This window comes from Fluviicoccus sp., from assembly GCF_030646115.1.
Lineage (GTDB): Bacteria > Pseudomonadota > Gammaproteobacteria > Pseudomonadales > Moraxellaceae > Fluviicoccus.
In genome coordinates this window covers 373818-390606 of record NZ_JAUSMX010000018.1, presented here as the reverse complement: position 1 = coordinate 390606, position 16789 = coordinate 373818, and the positions used below count along the sequence as shown (strand labels likewise).

At 60.2% G+C, this 16789-nt stretch carries 17 protein-coding genes; 10 read left to right on the top strand and 7 right to left on the bottom strand.

All coding sequences use genetic code 11. The annotated features are described in order from the left end of the window. Positions 1-55 precede the first annotated feature (55 nt). Positions 56-901: an alpha/beta hydrolase gene (locus Q7T36_RS13695; protein ID WP_304849581.1), complete on the top strand. Its 846-nt coding sequence runs from the start codon at positions 56-58 to the stop codon at positions 899-901. Between the two features lie 17 nt (positions 902-918). Next, on the top strand, positions 919-1560 hold the full coding sequence (locus tag Q7T36_RS13690) for a pilin (RefSeq protein WP_304849579.1): 642 nt from the start codon (positions 919-921) through the stop codon (positions 1558-1560). Positions 1561-1598: 38 nt separating this feature from the next. Here the strand turns inward: Q7T36_RS13690 and Q7T36_RS13685 are convergent, their stop codons facing one another. From Q7T36_RS13685 to Q7T36_RS13675, 3 genes are all read right to left on the bottom strand, one after another. Further along, on the bottom strand, positions 1599-3623 hold the full coding sequence (locus Q7T36_RS13685) for a hypothetical protein (protein WP_304849576.1): 2025 nt from the start codon (positions 3621-3623) through the stop codon (positions 1599-1601). A 206-nt stretch (positions 3624-3829) separates the two neighbouring features. Next, positions 3830-5035 (bottom strand): acyl-CoA dehydrogenase family protein, encoded by a 1206-nt coding sequence (locus tag Q7T36_RS13680; protein ID WP_304849573.1) that lies wholly within the window; start codon positions 5033-5035, stop codon positions 3830-3832. A 15-nt stretch (positions 5036-5050) separates the two neighbouring features. After that, positions 5051-6370 carry an acyl-CoA dehydrogenase family protein gene (locus Q7T36_RS13675; protein WP_304849570.1) on the bottom strand — a complete coding sequence of 440 codons (1320 nt, stop codon included), beginning with the start codon at positions 6368-6370 and terminating at the stop codon, positions 5051-5053. 238 nt (positions 6371-6608) lie between these two features. Between Q7T36_RS13675 and Q7T36_RS13670 the strand changes: the two genes are divergently transcribed. The 5 genes from Q7T36_RS13670 (at position 6609) to Q7T36_RS13650 (ending at position 11488) form a co-directional block, all read left to right on the top strand. Next, entirely contained in the window at positions 6609-7535 is a 927-nt protein-coding gene (locus Q7T36_RS13670) for an alpha/beta hydrolase (protein WP_304849567.1), read from the top strand. Positions 7536-7657: 122 nt separating this feature from the next. After that, a complete protein-coding gene (locus Q7T36_RS13665) occupies positions 7658-8167 on the top strand; it encodes a TRAP transporter small permease subunit (protein WP_304849564.1) in 510 nt (169 codons plus the stop codon). After that, positions 8164-9597 carry a TRAP transporter large permease subunit gene (locus Q7T36_RS13660; RefSeq protein ID WP_304849561.1) on the top strand — a complete coding sequence of 478 codons (1434 nt, stop codon included), beginning with the start codon at positions 8164-8166 and terminating at the stop codon, positions 9595-9597. Before Q7T36_RS13665 ends, Q7T36_RS13660 begins: the two co-directional genes overlap by 4 nt. Then, the gene (locus Q7T36_RS13655) at positions 9594-10706 is read left to right on the top strand and encodes a TRAP transporter substrate-binding protein (protein WP_304849558.1); all 1113 of its coding nucleotides are present in this window, start codon (positions 9594-9596) and stop codon (positions 10704-10706) included. The genes Q7T36_RS13660 and Q7T36_RS13655 overlap by 4 nt, the downstream gene beginning before the upstream one ends. Before the next feature lie 140 nt (positions 10707-10846). Next, positions 10847-11488 carry a hemolysin III family protein gene (locus tag Q7T36_RS13650; protein ID WP_304849555.1) on the top strand — a complete coding sequence of 214 codons (642 nt, stop codon included), beginning with the start codon at positions 10847-10849 and terminating at the stop codon, positions 11486-11488. Positions 11489-11510: 22 nt separating this feature from the next. On the opposite strand, the gene Q7T36_RS13645 is transcribed toward Q7T36_RS13650, so the two are convergent. Next, positions 11511-11801: a DUF3817 domain-containing protein gene (locus Q7T36_RS13645; protein ID WP_304849552.1), complete on the bottom strand. Its 291-nt coding sequence runs from the start codon at positions 11799-11801 to the stop codon at positions 11511-11513. 43 nt (positions 11802-11844) lie between these two features. After that, on the bottom strand, positions 11845-12387 hold the full coding sequence (locus Q7T36_RS13640; RefSeq protein WP_304849549.1) for an NUDIX hydrolase: 543 nt from the start codon (positions 12385-12387) through the stop codon (positions 11845-11847). Between the two features lie 124 nt (positions 12388-12511). Here Q7T36_RS13640 and Q7T36_RS13635 point away from each other — a divergent pair, with 124 nt between their 5' ends. Genes Q7T36_RS13635 through Q7T36_RS13625 form a run of 3 tightly spaced genes read left to right on the top strand, consistent with a single transcriptional unit; the run spans position 12512 to position 14558 of the window. Beyond that, on the top strand, positions 12512-13090 hold the full coding sequence (locus tag Q7T36_RS13635) for a CoA pyrophosphatase (RefSeq protein ID WP_304849546.1): 579 nt from the start codon (positions 12512-12514) through the stop codon (positions 13088-13090). Positions 13091-13108: 18 nt separating this feature from the next. Continuing rightward, entirely contained in the window at positions 13109-13636 is a 528-nt protein-coding gene (locus Q7T36_RS13630) for a gamma carbonic anhydrase family protein (RefSeq protein WP_304849543.1), read from the top strand. Further along, the gene (locus Q7T36_RS13625; protein ID WP_304849540.1) at positions 13623-14558 is read left to right on the top strand and encodes an alpha/beta hydrolase; all 936 of its coding nucleotides are present in this window, start codon (positions 13623-13625) and stop codon (positions 14556-14558) included. Before Q7T36_RS13630 ends, Q7T36_RS13625 begins: the two co-directional genes overlap by 14 nt. Before the next feature lie 51 nt (positions 14559-14609). Here the strand turns inward: Q7T36_RS13625 and Q7T36_RS13620 are convergent, their stop codons facing one another. Both Q7T36_RS13620 and Q7T36_RS13615 read right to left on the bottom strand, forming a co-directional pair. Further along, positions 14610-15848: an HlyC/CorC family transporter gene (locus Q7T36_RS13620; protein WP_304849751.1), complete on the bottom strand. Its 1239-nt coding sequence runs from the start codon at positions 15846-15848 to the stop codon at positions 14610-14612. Positions 15849-15962: 114 nt separating this feature from the next. After that, positions 15963-16778, bottom strand: a complete 816-nt coding sequence (locus tag Q7T36_RS13615) for an inner membrane protein YpjD (protein WP_304849537.1) — start codon at positions 16776-16778, stop codon at positions 15963-15965. Positions 16779-16789: the final 11 nt, after the last annotated feature.

The following is a 16789-nucleotide window of genomic DNA, read 5'->3' as shown; positions in this document are numbered from 1 at the left end:
GGCGGCGTTGCCGCACACAGGGCCTGACCTCATTCGTGATCAGGAATATCCGGGAATGCGCTTCAAATCCTTTGATTTTCGCAGCCGTGGTCTGGCGCTCAAGGCCCGCAAATGGTGGCCGGCGACAGGTTATCCACGCGCTGTTGTGGTTTGTGTTCACAGCTGGGGCGACCACTCCGGCCGCTTCTCTGATTTTGCGGGTTATATCACCCAATTCGGCTATGCGGTGTATGCCTTTGATTTCGAGGGGCATGGCGAGTCTGAAGGCGTGCGCGCCCATATTCATGATTTCGGGGACATGGTGGCGGACCTCACCATGTTCATTGAAGTGGTGCACAACGAGTTGCGCAGTGTCCCCTTGTTCCTGTCGGGTTATTCCGTGGGCGGGCTGGTCGCGGCTACTTATCTTTCCACCCACAATAATGTCGATGGCGCCATTTTCAACTCGTGCGCGCTGTCGGAAGGCCGGGATGTGCCTGCACTGAGACGCTTGATTGCCTGGCTGGTCGGCGGATTGTTGCCGCGCCTGCCCCTTGCGCAATTGACCTTCGGCCCCCAGATGTCGCGCGACCCGCTGGAAGTGCGTGCCTGGGAGGAAGATACCCTGATCTGGCACGGCAAGATGACGGCAGGCACCGGCAAGCAATTGATGCTGGCGACGCAGGCCATCAGCAAGACGCTGGAGCGTATCGACCTGCCGTTGCTGGTATTGCATGGCGAGGCCGATCCGTTGGTGGATCCGGTCAGCGGGACGGCGCTGGAGAGGTTGTCGCCGTCCATCGACAAGACCCTGATTTCCTATCCCGGCGCGTTGCATGACCTGTTTCATGAAAGTAACCGGGAACAGGTGTTCGAGGATGTCCGCAGCTGGCTGGAAAAGCGCGCCGCAAAAACCTGGTAAGTCACCGGAGTCTGGCAATGGTCAATCGTCACCTTTCAATGGCAAGCCTGTCTCTGGTCCTGATAGCCGGATGGGGGTGGACCCCGGTTGCCCGGGCCGACTTCTATAAATGCGCCCGCGCCGACGGCACGGTCTCGTTTCAGGATGTGCCGTGTCCGGGCAAGGAGCGGGTGCTGGACAAGCAGGTGGCTCCGGTTCGGCCGGAAGTCCCTGCTGACGCGCCGGTCCTGACGGGAAAAACGCCGCCCTTGCCAACGGCCCCCGGCATGCCCGCTGCCGACTCTGCATTGCAGGCCATGTCCGGTGCGATGTTGCAGCGCATGCTGGTGGCGGAGGGCTTGACCGTGGCAAGCTCGGTCAAGGTGCAGGTGGCCGAGTATTACATGACGGAAGGCAAGCTGCCGTCGTCCAATGCCATGCTGGGGTTGCCGCACGCCAAAGAGTATGTGCGCAACGCCATTATCGGGCTGGAAGTGCAGACAGATGGCACGATTGTGGTGAAGTACAACGAGAAGTCCGGGGTGAAGAACGGCGAACTGCGGCTGAAGCCGGATGTGTCGAAGATGCACATGGGGATTGCATGGTTGTGTTTGTCGCCCAGCTTCAGGGATATTGCGACCTGGGCGCCGGGGTGCCGTTATACCGGCAGCGGCAAGTGAAGCAGGCCGGGACGGGGTAAGCCGTCCCGGCCGGGTAATCAAGGTATGGCTGCGGGGTGATAGCAGCTTTGAACCTTGACGGCGGCGACCTTGCCTGTACTTTTTTTCATGGCGGAGTCGCGCCCAGCAGACATCGACACGGCCTTGAAAAACCCCGGATAATTTATCCAGGTTGCACTGCCAGTGCTATCCAGTGCCGAATTGTCGGTGATAGCGACGTTGCCGGAAAGGGCATGGGTGATGTCAACTTTGGCAGCGCCGCCGCCAGCGCTGGTGCTGAAACCGAGCGTCACCCCCTGAAACTGTTCAAGCCCTGGTATCCGGCTCATCAAAATCAATGGCGCAATCATGATCGCGTCATTTTGCCGGAAAGCGGAGGAAACGGCTCCAAGTCGATATTCCTGAACGCCACCGTTATCCTTCAGTGCTGTGCTGACCGAACCGCAATCGTTGTTTAGGTCGGTAATGATATTTCCGTTGGGCAGGATGCTCAGTCCGAAACGGCCTATTTCGCAGCCACTACCCGGACAGGAGTTAATGTCTGCATTATTCAGGGTCATCTCAAGGTGAAGCGGAAATACCGGCCGTCTTTCGGAGTCCGTGCTGCTAATGCTGGCGGCGGTCTTCCAGAGATTCGGGTCAAAATAAGGTGCAATTGTCTTTACCGGGATGATGGAAGCGTGGCCGGTAAAAGTGGCAAGGCTGGCTTCATCCCTGCGAATCCATCGGGCGGGGACAAAATCCGGGATTGGGTCCGATTCTGAAAGGCCAAATAAATTACGGTAAAACATCTGGTGCCCTAACAGGAAATGCTGGTAAAGGCGTCCTTGGGTGAACTCTACGCTGCCGGAGGGTATGCCGTAGTTGCTGCCAGCCGTATAAGCCTGGAAAAGCGGGCCGCTTTTGACATTCCCGTTTGGCAAGTATAAGGCTTGCTCGTTTGAGAGCAGCAAGTCATTTACAGGAGAGGTCTCTGTCATCACCTGCGAAAAAGATCGGATCGGAGAGGTAATACCCATTGGGTCTATAGCGGCTTTCCATTCGAGCCCCAAGCCTATGGATTTGTTTTCACGGTCTGTCAGTATAATGGCGCCTTCCACCAGGCTAAGACTTCCATTGGTGGCAACCATGCCGTTCGTCGCATCAGGGGTAATGACCGACGTAATAGCCATCGGCGATGCTTCGTAAACCCCTTGCGTGTTATAGCCTCTGCCAGCCTCCAGTCGGGCACGTACCTCCGATGCAGAAGGCATCAGTCTGCCGGTAGCGGCCAAACTGTCCGCTACCGGTTTGAAAAGGGTTGAGAATCCGGAGCCCAAGTCTATGGGGTCCAGGTTGCGGCTAAGCCGGTTAATGGCTGATTCAGCCGCTGGATCAAGCTTCAGGCGCATCAACGGTGACGGCAACTGCGGCTCGGGAACAGCCATAGACTGCAAGAGACGGCGAATGTTAATGATTCTTGTCGTGGTCTCGTCAGCTCCGTTCAAGTCTGGCAGCGCTGAACCACCCGGAACTAAATCCAGTGGGCTCACTTGAAATATGCCTGTGCTGTTTGACACCCACTGTGAGTTGAAGGGGGTTCTGCCAAGCGTAATCCTGCGGATTCCCTTGTCAGCCTGAAGGAAGAAAATGACTTCAGAGTTCCGGGGGCACTTGAAAAAACCGTTGTTGTCAGTCCGGGCTTTGACAAATTCGCATTGATAGCGCAGCCCTTCCACCGGTTCATTGATGAATTGTCCTCTGAGGCATGAGCCACTGCAGGAGTCGCTAAACGCGTTGAAAGTAAACTGCTTGCTGCTGGTGAGGCCTTTGGGGTCAAAGACGTTTAATTCAATGATGTAGGTGCCGGGGGCGTTTGGTGTGAAGGTGGCCAATGGCTCGTCTTCGTGCTGGATAGCTGAACTGCCGGGGCTAGAGACCAAACGCCACTCAAAAGCCATGGGATCGTTTTCGGCATCGGAACTGGTGCTGCCGTTAAGCATCAGGGTTTGCCCGACGTTAGTTTCTGGAATGTCATTGGTAGGGTCGATTTCAGCGGGTGTGGACAGGGTGATTTTTGCCACTGGCGCCGTATTGACCGGGCTGGGGGAGCTACCTCCGCCTCCGCCGCATCCGATGAGGATTAAGCTTAGTGTTATAGATATGCCTAGTTTTGCGAGGGGAGAATGCAGCATACTTCCTGTCCTGTGGAGATCCCAAAGACGGCAAGTATATCAATGGCTTGAAAAAGTGACTACATGAGAAGAGGGGGCAGTGCCCCCTCCATAACTTACTTCAACTCCGCTGAACTCTTGTTAAGCAGCCTGCGCGCAATGATCAGCAACTGGATCTGCTGCGTGCCTTCAAAGATGTCGAGGATCTTCGAATCACGCGCCCACTTCTCCAGCAACTCATCTTCCAGATAACCCGCCGCGCCGCACAACTCCACGCACTTCAGCGTCAACTCGTTGCCCACGCGCCCCGCCTTGGCCTTGGCCATCGAGGCTTCCTTGGAGTTGGGGATCTTGTTGTCCGCCATCCAGGCCGCCTTCAGCGTCAGAAGCTTGGCGGCTTCCCAGTCGGCTTCCAGCCGGTTCAGCGTCGCTTCGGCATGGCTGGCGGTCAGCATCGGCTTGCTGTAGTTTGGGGAGAGGTGGTCTTTCAGGATTTCACGGGTGCGGTCCAGCGAGGCGCGCGCCACGCCCAGCGCCATGGCGGCCACCAGCGGACGGGTGTTGTCGAAGGTCTGCATCACCCCGGCAAAACCCTTCTGCACATCCACTTCCGGCGTGCCCAGCAGGTTGGCGGCGGGAACACGACAGTCGGTGAAGGTGATGGCGGCGGTGTCGGAGGCCTTGATTCCCAGCTTCTTCTCCAGACGCGTCACCTGCATGCCCGGCGTGCCGTGCTTGACCACGAAGGACTTGATCGCAGCGCGGCCGATGTTCTTGTCCAGCGTTGCCCACACCACCACGCTGTCGGCACGTGCGCCGGAGGTGACGTAGATTTTCTCGCCATTGAGGATGTACTCATCGCCATCCTTGGTGGCGGTGGTGCGAATGGCGGCGGAGTCGGAGCCGCAGCCCGGCTCGGTGATCGCCATCGCCGCCCAGGTGCCCTTGAAGCGTTCCAGTTGCTCCTCGTTGGCGACAGCGGCGATGGCGGCGTTGCCCAGGCCCTGGCGCGGCATGGCCAGCAGCAGGCCGCAGTCGCCCCAGCACATTTCAATCACGCCCAGCACCGTGGACAGGTTGGCGCCGTTCTTGATGTCGCCGCTAGTGTCCTTGTTGCCGCCGCCGGTGGCGCTGGTGGCCCCGGCGCTGCCCGGTGCGCCTTCGTTCATGCCGTCCAGCAGCGAGGCCAGCATGTCCAGTTCTTTCGGATAAGAGTGTTCGGCCTTGTCATACTTGCGCGACACCGGACGCAGCACGTTCAGCGCAACCTGATGGGCTTGTTCCACCAGCATGTTGAATTTCTTCGGACTTTCGAGATACATGGTCAATTCCCCCAATCAGATATGCAGGCCGCTGTGCATGACGCCCATCACGCGCAGGTCACGGTACCAGCGTTCCACCGGATGCTCCTTGGTGAAGCCGTGGCCGCCCAGCAATTGCACGCTGTCGGTGCCGATCTTCATGCCCTTTTCGGCGCAGAGCGCGCGGGCCAGATAGGCTTCGCGGTGGAAAGGCTTGCCCTGTTCGGCCAGTGCGCAGGCGCGCCAGGTCATCAGGCGCATGGCCTCGGTTTCAATGCCGATGTCGGCAACCATGAAGGCGACGGCCTGACGGTGGCTGATCGGCTCGCCAAAGGCGATGCGGTCGTTGCAGTAGTCGATGACGTAATCGAGCGCGGCTTGCGCCGTGCCGACGGCCAGCGCACACCAGGCCAGCGAGCCCAGATCAAGGAAGGCCTGATAGTCAAAGCTCTCGGCCGGAATGCGGTTGGCGGCGGCAACCTGCACGTTTTCCAGCTTCAGGTTGTGGGTGGCGGCAGCCTTCAGGCCCATGCCCTGCAAGGCACGCAGGCTAAGACCGGCCGTACCGCCTTCCACGATGAACAGGCCGACGCCATTGCCGGTGTCGGCGGCAATCAGGAACAGCTCGGCATCCGCGCCATTCAGCACCAGCGCTTTCTCGCCGTTCAATACATAACCGGAGCCGTTGCTGCGGGCTGTCGTGGTCAGCTTCATAGGGTCGAACAACGGCGCGGTTTCGGTCACGGCCAGCGCGGCTTCCGGCGGGTTTTCCGCGGCGAATGCAGGCAGGTAGCGGGCCTGCTGGTCGGCGCTGCCCCAGCGGGTCAGGGCGTTGGCGACGCTGACTGCGCTGAACAGCGAAGCGGCGATGGTGAAGTCGCCGTAGCCGAGGTCTTCCAGCGCCAACATCTGCGTGGTGATGGTCTGTTCACCGGCCATGCCGCCCAAGGCTTCGGGCACGGCGTAGAACACCAGGCCGAGGTCCTTGGCCTGGGAGCGCAGTTCGGCGGGAATGGCACCGTTGCCGTCGGCATCATGTGCGGCGGGGCGGATGACTTCGCGGGCGAAGGCGGACAGGCTGTCACGCACCATTTGCTGTTCATCGGACAGCGACAGGTCAAACACGCCGCGCTCGGCGGTGGATGCGAGGCGCACGGCCTTGCCGCCGCTGCTCTTGCCGCCGCCAAACTGGCGGGCGGCGGCGGTCATGACCTGAAAGCCGGTCTTGCTGCCTTTGTAGAGGAATTTTTCCATCGGCTTGCGCAGGCCGAATTTATCGGGCCAGTCACTGCTGGCAATCTGGGTCAGGATGGCCAGACCGAAGCCTTGGGCTTGTCCGGCGAAGCTTTGTGCCATCGTGGTTGCTCCGTTGTTTTATGGATCGACCCAAGCATCGTGACAGACTGGCGGCGGGCGCGTCATTTACTTTGCTGACGGGATTTTGGTGAGGGAAAGTCAATAGGCGTTCCCGGTGATTGGCTGAACTGACGCAGGAAAGCGGGCGGTTACGCCAGCTTCATGAGTCTGTGACAGGGTATGATTCTGTCACTTGTACGCCTTCCAACCGCCCCACGCAAACCCTTCGGAGACACCAATGCTCGACCCCGAAATCGCCGCCATCCTGCCCCTGATCCACGCCAAGAAAACCCCATGGTCGGAATTCCCGATCCCGGCGTTGCGGCGCGGGCTGGCGCGCAGCCTGAAGGCGCTGGATATGGAGCCGGTGGACTTGCCGGAGGTTCGCGATCTCCATATTCCCGGTACGCACGGCGACATCCCGGCACGACTGTATCGCGCTGATACGACCCAGGACTTACCCGTGATGATCTACCTGCACGGCGGCGGCTGGGTGACGCTGGATGTGGACAGCTTCGACGGTTTTTGCCGTTTTCTGGCCAAGGAAGGGCGTTGCCAGGTGTTGTCAGTGGAATACCGGCTGGCCCCCGAGCACAAGTTCCCGGCCGCGATTGAGGATGCCCTGACGGTACTGGACTGGACGAGGGCGCATGGGGCCGGATTGGGCGGTGACGGCCGGGTTGGCATGGGCGGTGACAGCGCGGGCGGCAACCTGGCGACGGTAGTGTCCATGCTGACACGCAGCGAGCCGCAACGCTGCCCTGACTTGCAATTGCTGATCTACCCCGCCGTGGATTTGTCCGAGCAGCGGGATTCCTACCATGCCTATGCCAGCGGTCATGTGCTGGAGCGGCAGGCCATGGAATTCTTCATCGGGCATTACCTCAACCATCCTGACGAAAAATACGACCTGCGCGTGTCGCCGCTGCTGCAACCGGATTTGTCCGGCTTGCCACCCGCGCTGATCTTCACCGCTGGCTCCGACCCGTTGCGGGATGAAGGCGCGCATTTCGCGCAACGGTTACAGGAAGCCGGAATTCCCGTGATTTATCGTTGTTTCGACACGCTGGTGCACGGTTTCCTGCAAATGGGCAAGCTGGCCGGACCGTTGAAGGCCATGCAGGTCATGGCCGATGCCGTGGCGCAGGCGTGGGTTAATAAATAAACATCCGTTTGTCGCCATGGTGAAGGGCGTTCCCGCATTTCGCATTGCTCCATGCAGGCTACTGCCCAATTACCCTCCTGTCAGGGTATGATTCCGCCACTTTTTCACCATCACTGATTCCCATGAACGGACTACTGCAACTCTGCGCCCGGATTGACGCCTTCAGCCGTCTCACCGGCCGCCTGATTGCCTGGCTGGTGCTGGCCACGGTGCTGATCTCTGTCGCCACCGCCTTCGGCCGCAAGCTGGGCATGGGCAATAACGGCTGGCTGGAAGTCCAGTGGTACCTGTTTTCCGCCGTTTTCCTGCTGGGCGCCGCCCACACCCTGGAACAGGACCGCCACGTGCGCGTGGATGTGCTGGCCAAACGCTGGTCGCCGCGCGTGCGCGCCGGGATAGATCTGGTCGGGCATCTGGCCTTCCTGTTGCCGCTGATCCTGGTGCTGGCCTGGCTGGGCTGGCATGATTTCCGTCAGACTTGGATGTCCGGCGAAGTGTCCGCCGATGCGGGCGGCCTGATCCGCTGGCCGGTGAAGCTGCTGATCCCGCTGGGCTTCGGTCTGCTGGCCTTGCAGGTGCTGAGCGAGGTCGGCAAACGTCTGGCCGTGCTGGTAAGGGGGGAGGCGTCATGAGCGGCGAACTGGGCTGGCTGGCCCCGCTGATGTTCGGCACCCTGTTCTTGTTGTTGCTGACCGGCTATCCCGTGGCCTTTGTGCTGGGGGCGGTCGGGCTGATTTTCGGGGTGATCGGTTATGCGCTGGGGGTCATCCCCCCGGAGTTGATGCAGGCGGTGCCGGAGCGTTTGTTCGGCATCATGCGCAATGACACCCTGCTCAGCATTCCCTTCTTTACGCTGATGGGCCTGATTCTGGAACGCAGCGGCCTGGCCGAGGATCTGCTGGAAACGGTGGGCCGCCTGTTCGGGCGGGTGCGCGGTGGTCTGGCCTTTGCGGTGATTCTGGTGGGTGCGCTGCTGGCGGCGACAACGGGCGTGGTGGCCGCCAGCGTCATGGCCATGGGGCTCATTTCCCTGCCGATCATGCTGCGGCAGGGCTATTCACCTGCCATTTCCAGTGGCGTGATCATGGCGTCAGGTACGCTGGCGCAGATCATTCCGCCGTCGCTGGTACTGATTGTGCTGGGCGACACCCTGAGCGTGCCGGTAGGCGACATGTATCTGGGGGCCATGATCCCCAGCCTGATCCTCACCGCCGGATTCGCCGGGTTCATTGCCTTGATGGCGTTGTTGAAGCCGCAGTGGCTGCCGCCGCTGGAGAAGGTGGAAAAAGTTACCGGGCGTCAGGTGTTGTCGGCGCTGGTGCCGCCGCTGGCGCTGATCTTCCTGGTGCTGGGCACCATCTTCATCGGGCTGGCCACACCCACCGAAGCCGGGGCCATGGGGGCGGCCGGGGCGCTGGTGCTGGCGCTGGTGAAACGCCGCTTGTCGCTGGACCTGTTGCGGCAGTCGCTGCAAAGCACGGCCACACTCACCACCTTTGTCATGTTCATCCTGATCGGCTCCAGCCTGTTCAGCCTCACTTTCCGGGCGCTGAACGGCGACCTGTGGGTGGAACATCTGTTTGACCAGCTGCCGGGCGGGGTGATCGGTTTCCTGCTGGTGGTCAACCTGCTGATTTTTGTGCTGGGCATGTTCCTCGACTTCTTCGAAATCGTGTTCATTGTGGTGCCGCTGCTGGTGCCGGTGCTGCACAAGCTGGGCATTGATCCGGTGTGGTTCGGCGTGCTAATCGCCATGAACCTGCAAACCTCCTTCCTGACGCCGCCCTTCGGCTTTTCGCTGTTCTACCTGCGCAGCGTTGCGCCAAAGGAAGTGACCACCGGCCATCTTTACCGGGGTGCGGTGCCGTTCATCGCCTTGCAGTTGCTGATGGTGGCGGTGTTGATTGGTTGGCCGGAACTGGTGCGTCACGAGTCAGCGGAAGAGGCTGCGGTGATCAGCGCCGTGGGTGATTTGTCCGCCGCGTCCGGGCAGGGGGCCAGCGCCGACGAGGCGATCCGCTTGATGCAGGACATTGCGCGGGAAATGAGGGAATCGAAATGAGTGAGAACAATATGCATCGCCGTGATCTGGTCAAGAATCTCGCCGCGCTGGGCGCCGCTTCCATTGCGCCCGCTGCGGTGGCCGCGCCCGCCGTGGTGACTCAGGCCAGCGTGCAATGGCGGCTGGTGTCCAGCTACCCCAAGAGCCTGGACACCATCTACGGTGCTGCCGAGGTGCTGGCGAAGCGCGTGGCCGAGCTGACCGATGGCAAGTTCCAGATCCGCGTCTTTGCTGCCGGAGATCTGGTGCCGGGCTTGCAGGTGATGGACGCCGTCGGCAACGGCACCGTCGAGTGCGGCCATTCCGCCAGCTACTACTATGTCGGCAAGACCAAGGCGCTGGCCTTCGACTGCGCGGTGCCTTTCGGTCTCACTGCCCGCCAGCAGAACGCCTGGTATTCGCAAGGCGGCGGCCGTGAGCTGATGAGCGAGATTTTCCGTCCTTACCACATCATTCCCTTTGCGGGCGGCAACACCGGCGCGCAGATGGGCGGCTGGTTCCGCAAGCCCATCAACGGCTTGGCTGATCTCAAGGGCCTGAAGATGCGTATTCCCGGCATTGGCGGTGAGATCATGTCGCGGCTGGGCGTGGTGCCGCAAACGCTGGCCGGGGCGGACATCTACCCGGCGCTGGAACGCGGCGCACTGGATGCCAGTGAATGGGTCGGCCCTTACGACGACGAGAAGCTGGGCCTGTACAAGATCGCCAAGCATTATTACTTTCCCGGATGGTGGGAGGCGGGCCCGCAGCTCAGCTTCTATGTCAATGATGCCGCCTGGGCCAAGCTGCCCAGGGCCTGGCAGGCTGCCTTCACCGTGGCTACGGTCGAGGCCAACGCCACCATGCTCGCCATGTACGACGCGCGCAACCCGCAGGCGCTGGTGCGGCTGATGAACCAGCACCGCATCGTGCTGCACCGCTACCCGGAGGATGTGATGCAAGCCGCGCAGAAGGCCACCTTCGCCTATTTCGAGGAAGAGGCGATCAAGGACCCGTTGTTCCGCAAGGTCTATGCCTCGTGGAAGCCGTGGCGCAAGCTGACGCAGGGCTGGTTCAACCTGTCCGAGACCTCGCTGGAAAACTTCATGTACAAGAACCAGATCAAGTAAACGGATGCCGTCAGGCGGGTGGTTGCCGTAGCCCAAGCGTGGGTTAAAAAATAATCATCCGTTTGTCGTCATTTCCATAGCAATTCCCGATGGCAGGCGCATAATGTACATGTGTGCACTAATTTTCCGGGAGTTCGGATATGACCTCGCTTTCCCTCTTCAGGCGTATTGAGGAACTGGGCAATACCCTGAGCCACGGCGTCGGCCTGCTGTCCGCCATTGCGGCGACGCCGATCCTGATCATTGCCGCCGCGCGCATGGGCACCACCGCCAATATCGTTGGCGCCAGTATCTTTGCCGCGACCATGATCCTGATGTATTTCACCTCCACCTTCTATCACGCGCTGCCGCACGGCGATAAAAAGCAGCTGTTCAAAAAGCTGGACCATGCCGCGATCTACCTGCTGATTGCCGGCACCTATACGCCGTTTACGCTGGGCATCCTCAACGGAGCCACAGGCTGGACCCTGTTCGGTGTAATCTGGGCGCTGGCGACCATTGGCGTGGTGCTGAAGCTGTTCGAGAAGCTGAAGAATCCGATGGTCTCAACCGGCCTGTATCTGGGCATGGGCTGGCTGATTGTGTTTGCGGCGGGGCCGTTGATGGCGAAGATGCCGGTGAACGGTTTGTTGTGGCTGGCGGGCGGCGGGCTGGCCTATACGCTGGGGGTGATTTTCTACGTGCTGGACCACCGGTTGAAGCACAGCCATGCCATCTGGCACGGCTTTGTCATGGCGGGGACGACCTGTCACTTCTTTGCGGTGCTGGGGTATGCCGGCTGAGGCACAACCCCTGGCGGGCGGCTCAGGCCGCCACAGTCTCCATCCGTTTCAGCTTCCTTTCCAGCACAAAACACGCAAACGGCAGCACCGACGCTGCCAGCGTCATCAGCCAGAACCCCACCGACCACTGCCGCTGGTGACTGACCGTCAGCGACATCACCAGATACGCCAGCCAAAGGCAGCCGTGCGTCAGTCCGGCCACCGGCACCACGCCGCTGATGCCGAAGTGATATTTGGCGGGCATGGCGATAAACAGCAGCACCAGCAGCGACAGGCCTTCAATCAGGCTGAGGATACGGAAACTCTTGAGCATGGGCGGACTCTCAATAGGTAAAAAAACGGGCCAAGGAGCCTGGTTAATCCCGGCTGCCGTGAATCAAATCCTCCACCCGCACCGGAAATTTCCCCAGCTTGCGGTCGGAAAAATAATAACGCAGCGTGCGCTTGATGCTGGCGAAGGCCAGTTCGTCCCAGGGAATCGCTTCCTCGGCAAACAGGCCCGCCTCAATGCTTTCCTCGCCCACACCGAAATTGCCGTCGACAATCTCACCCCGGTACATCACATACACCTGGCTGATCTGCGGAATATTGAAGATGCAGTAAAGTTCACCAATCTCGACCTTGGCTGCGGCTTCCTCCCAGGTTTCGCGGGCCGCGCCTTCCTGCGTGGTTTCCCCGTTTTCCATGAACCCGGCGGGCAGGGTCCACAGGCCGTAGCGCGGTTCAATGCCGCGCTTGCACAGCAGCACCTTGTCCTGCCAGGTCGGCAGGCAACCGCAGATGATCTTCGGGTTTTCGTAGTGAATGGTTTCGCAACTCGCGCAGACAAAGCGCAGGCGGTTGTCACCCGCCGGGACCTTCTGGACCACCGCATGCCCGCAGGCGCTGCAAAACTTCATGAACCTCTCCCGGCCGCCTCCGGGCAGGGGAGGCGTGATAAATGATAACGGGCGAGTATAAAGGCTGTTGTCGAACGGCGGCTAGACACTTAATATGCTGTGAACCTTTCTGAACGTCCGTCCCATGTTGCAGCAGCTTTGCGAGCGCCTGTCCCGATACAAGCCTCCGGCCTCCCCGGTGGATGCGGCCGTCCTGATTGCCCTGACCCGGGAACCGATTCCGCGCGTGATCCTGACCCAGCGCGCCGGGCACATGAACAGCCATGCCGGAGAGGTCGCCTTTCCCGGCGGCAAGTGTGACGCCGCCGATTTGTCGGTGGTGGCGACGGCCTTGCGCGAAGCCCACGAGGAAGTCGGCCTGCTGCCCCGGGATGTAAAGATCATCGGCGAACTGGGGGTGTTTACCTCGCGGGTCGGCCTGAAGGTCAAGCCCATCGTCGGCCTGCTGGAAACCCTGCCCGAATTGACCGGCAACCCCGATGAAATCGACAGTATTTTCACCGTACCGCTGGATTTCTTCCTGCAACGCCCGCCATCGTATGACCATAAGATCAAGTTCATGGGCATGAATGTGGCGGTGCCCAGCTTCAATTACGAAGGTTATGTCATCTGGGGCCTCACCGGCTTCATGATCGTGGAGTTGCTGCGTCGCGTCTATGACGCCGAAATTGACTGGCGCTGGCCGAATCCGCTGAAAAAATAATCCCGTCGAGAAAACGCCATGATTTATGACCTTGAAGACCGACGCCTGATTACCAATGGCGACTACTGGATTGCCGACAATGCCACCCTGGTGGGTTCCGTGGTGCTGGAGCACAACGCCAGCATCTGGTTCAACGTCGTCATCCGCGCCGACAACGACATCATTGTCATCGGCGAAAACTCCAATATCCAGGACGGCGCCGTGTTGCATACCGACGCCGGGGTGCCGCTGATTGTCGGCAACCATGTCACCGTCGGCCACAAGGCCATGCTGCATGGCTGCACCATTGGCGACAATACCTTGATCGGCATCAATGCCGTCATCCTCAACCGCGCCAGGATAGGCCGGAATTGCATCATCGGCGCCAACGCCCTGATTCCCGAGGGCAAGGAAATCCCCGATAATTCATTGGTGATGGGATCACCCGGCAAGGTGGTCAAGGAAATCTCCGAAAATCAGGCGGCGATGCTGCGCTTCAGCGCGCTGCATTATGTCGAAAACTTCAAACGCTACCAGCAACAGTTGAAACCTCATGTCAAGATTTAACGCGCTTCCCCTCCGCACCCGCCTGCTCGGCATCGTTTCCCAGCCCATGGATTTCCTGCCCAAGGCCCCGGATTTCCTGCTGAAAGCCGTGCAAAAGGCCGGTATTCATCCCCTGATTGAGCGCGCCGTGCTCGGTAAGGCGTTGCCGTTGCCGAAAATCCGCCAGCAGCAGGTGGACACCCCGCACGGGCCGGTGGATGTTCGCCTTTACTACCCGTCGCAGGCCGACAATCTGCCGGTGATCCTGTTCTTCCATGCCGGCGGCTGGGTCATCGGCAATCTGGAAACGCATGACGTGATGTGCCGCCGTCTGGCGACCATGAGCGGGGCGCTGGTGGTTTCGGTGGATTACCATCTGGCGCCGTGGGTGAAGTTTCCGGTGCCGGTGGAACAGGGCGAGGCCGTACTGGCCTGGCTGCGTCGCGATGCTGTCAGTCTGGGGGCCGATCCGCTGCGGGTGATGGTGATGGGCGACAGCGCCGGCGGCAATCTCTCCGCTGTGCTGGCGCGCAAGCACCCCAATGCCCTCAAGGCGCAGGTGCTGATTTATCCCGCCACGGACGGTGACTTCCGTTCACTCAGCACCGACGAAAACCGTCATGCGCCGATCCTCAGCAAACGCCTAATGGCATTCTTCTACGACTGCTACGCCCGCACCGAGGAAGACAAGCGTCATCCGGACTTCTCGCCGTTGCTGGCCCATGACCTGACCGGCCTGCCGCCGTGCCTGATCATTACCGCCGAGTTTGATGTGCTGCGTGATGACGGCTTCGCCTATGCCCAGCGCCTGCAGGCGGCCGGGGTAAAGGTTCAGCATGAGCATTACCCGGATATCCACGGCTTCCTCAGTTTCCCGACGCTGTGCGCGTCCGGTGAAGAGGCGTTCGCGGCCATCGGCGGTTTTGTGGGGAAGGTGCTTTAAGGCGGGATGCCTCCCCGCCCGCCCGGGAAGGGGAGGTACAGTCCCCCGTTGTCAGGGGGAAACTTCCAGGCGCTTGATGCGCGCTGACTTGATCATGTTGTCCCGTATCTGCATCACCTCAATCAGATAATCCTCCAGTCGCAAGCCCAGCGCCGCGTCAGGGATCGTTTCCAGACGCTCCAGGATCAGCCCGCTCAGGGTCTTGGCTCCATCCGTCGGCAGTTGCCAGTGCAATGAACGGTTGATGTCGCGCAGGCTGAGGCTGCCGTCAATGACATAGAAACCATCGGCATGGGGTGTTATGTCCTGATGCTGATCGGCGACGTTGGTCGTGAATTCGCCGACGATCTCTTCCAGAATGTCCTCCAGCGTCACAATGCCCTGAATGTCGCCGTATTCGTCCACCACCAGCCCCAGCCGCCGTTTCTGTTTCTGGAATTGCAGCAATTGCGCCTGCAAGGGCGTGCTCTCCGGGACGTAATAGGGGTCGCGCACATACTGCATGATGTCGGCTTTGCTGACGTTTTCCTGACCCAGGAAGCGGGTGGCGTTACGGGTGTGCAGAATGCCGATTGTCTGGTTCAGTTCGCCGCGGAACACCGGCAGGCGTGTATGGTGCGTGGTGCGCAACAGATTCAGGATGTCCTCAATATCGTCCTCCATGTTGAGGCCCGTGACTTCCTGGCGCGGAATCATGATGTCATTGACGGTAATGTTGTCCAGTTCCAGGATGCCCAGCAGCATGCTGCGGTGCTTGTTGGGCAGGAACACATCCTGCAGGATGGTGTGCAGTTCGTCACGGGTCAGCTTGTCCTTCTTGTCGTTGCCAATCCGGTTCAGGCGGAACAACAGGTTGGTCACCAGCGTCAGCAGCCATACGGCCGGGTAGAGGACTTTCAGCAGACCGGGCAGAATGAAAGAGGCGATGCCGGCTACCCGTTCCGGGTGCTTGGCGGCAAAGGTTTTGGGGCCGACCTCGCCAAACACCAGCAGGATGAAGGTCAGTACTCCGGCGGCCACCCCGACGCTGGTGTCGTTTGAAATGCCGTAGCGTCGGGCAATTTCCTGCCCGATCAGCGTGGCGACCGTGGCGGCGAGGGTGTTGACGGTGTTGTTGCCGACCAGGATTACGCCAATCAAGCGGTCCGGCTGGCTCAGCAGATGCAAAATGCGCTGGGCGCTGTGATCGCCCAGCTTTGCCCGGTGCTTCAGCCGGTAACGGTTGGCCGTCATGACGCCGGTTTCGGATGCCGAAAAAAAAGCGGAGCAAAGAATGAATATGACGAGCAAGCTGAAAAGCAGGCCTAAATTGGCATCGTCCAAGGCTAATGACCGGGGCAGTTAACGTGAGTCCATCAGACGGTGCCGCAGGGGCTTCGTCAAGCGATGTTGGCTCGGAATTGTTTACACTTTTTGCAGAATCAGCTCCAGCACCAGTTTGGTGCCGTAAAAGCCGACCAGCAGCAACGCAAAGCCGCTGAGCGTGAAACGGATGGCGGTCTGGCCGCGCCAGCCGCGCAGGCGGTGACCCGTCAGCAGTGTGGCAAACACACCCCAGGCAATCAGGCTGAAAATGGTCTTGTGCGCCACGTGTTGCGCAAACATGTTGTCCAGCGACAGGAAGCCGCTGAGGATGGCCAGTGTCAGCAGCGCGAAACCGAGGCCGATAATGTCGAACAGCGTCGCCTCCATGGTCTGCAACGGCGGAAGGGCCTTGAGCCAGAGGCGTGCCTGCGGGCCGGACTTGTGTTTCAGGCCGCGATTCTGCACCGACAACAGCAGGGCATGCAGGGCCGCCATGAACAGGATGCTGTAGGCGAGAATGGACAACAGGATATGCATTTCCATACCCGGCGCCAAATGGCTTAAAGGTTGGTAATCCGGCACCTGGAACAGCAGTGACAATAACAGGCTGAGCGCCGCCGCCGGGAAGGCGAACAGCGTCATCACCAGCAGCGGCCGGTAACTGCAGAACAGGATGTGCATGGCGGCCATCACCCAGCCCACCAGTGAAATGATGTGGAAAAGTTCCAGATCGAGACCCTGTCCCTGGAAAATCTGGCCGGTAACGACCAGACCGTGCAAGGGCAGGGCCAGCACGCCCAGCCCCAGGATCAGCGGGCGCGGCAGGGGTTGCTTGCGCACCAGGAAGTGCAGCAGCAGGAGGCAGGCGCTTGAATAGCAGACGAAAGCCAGCGCACCGGCAAGCACGGGAGACATGTCAACAATAC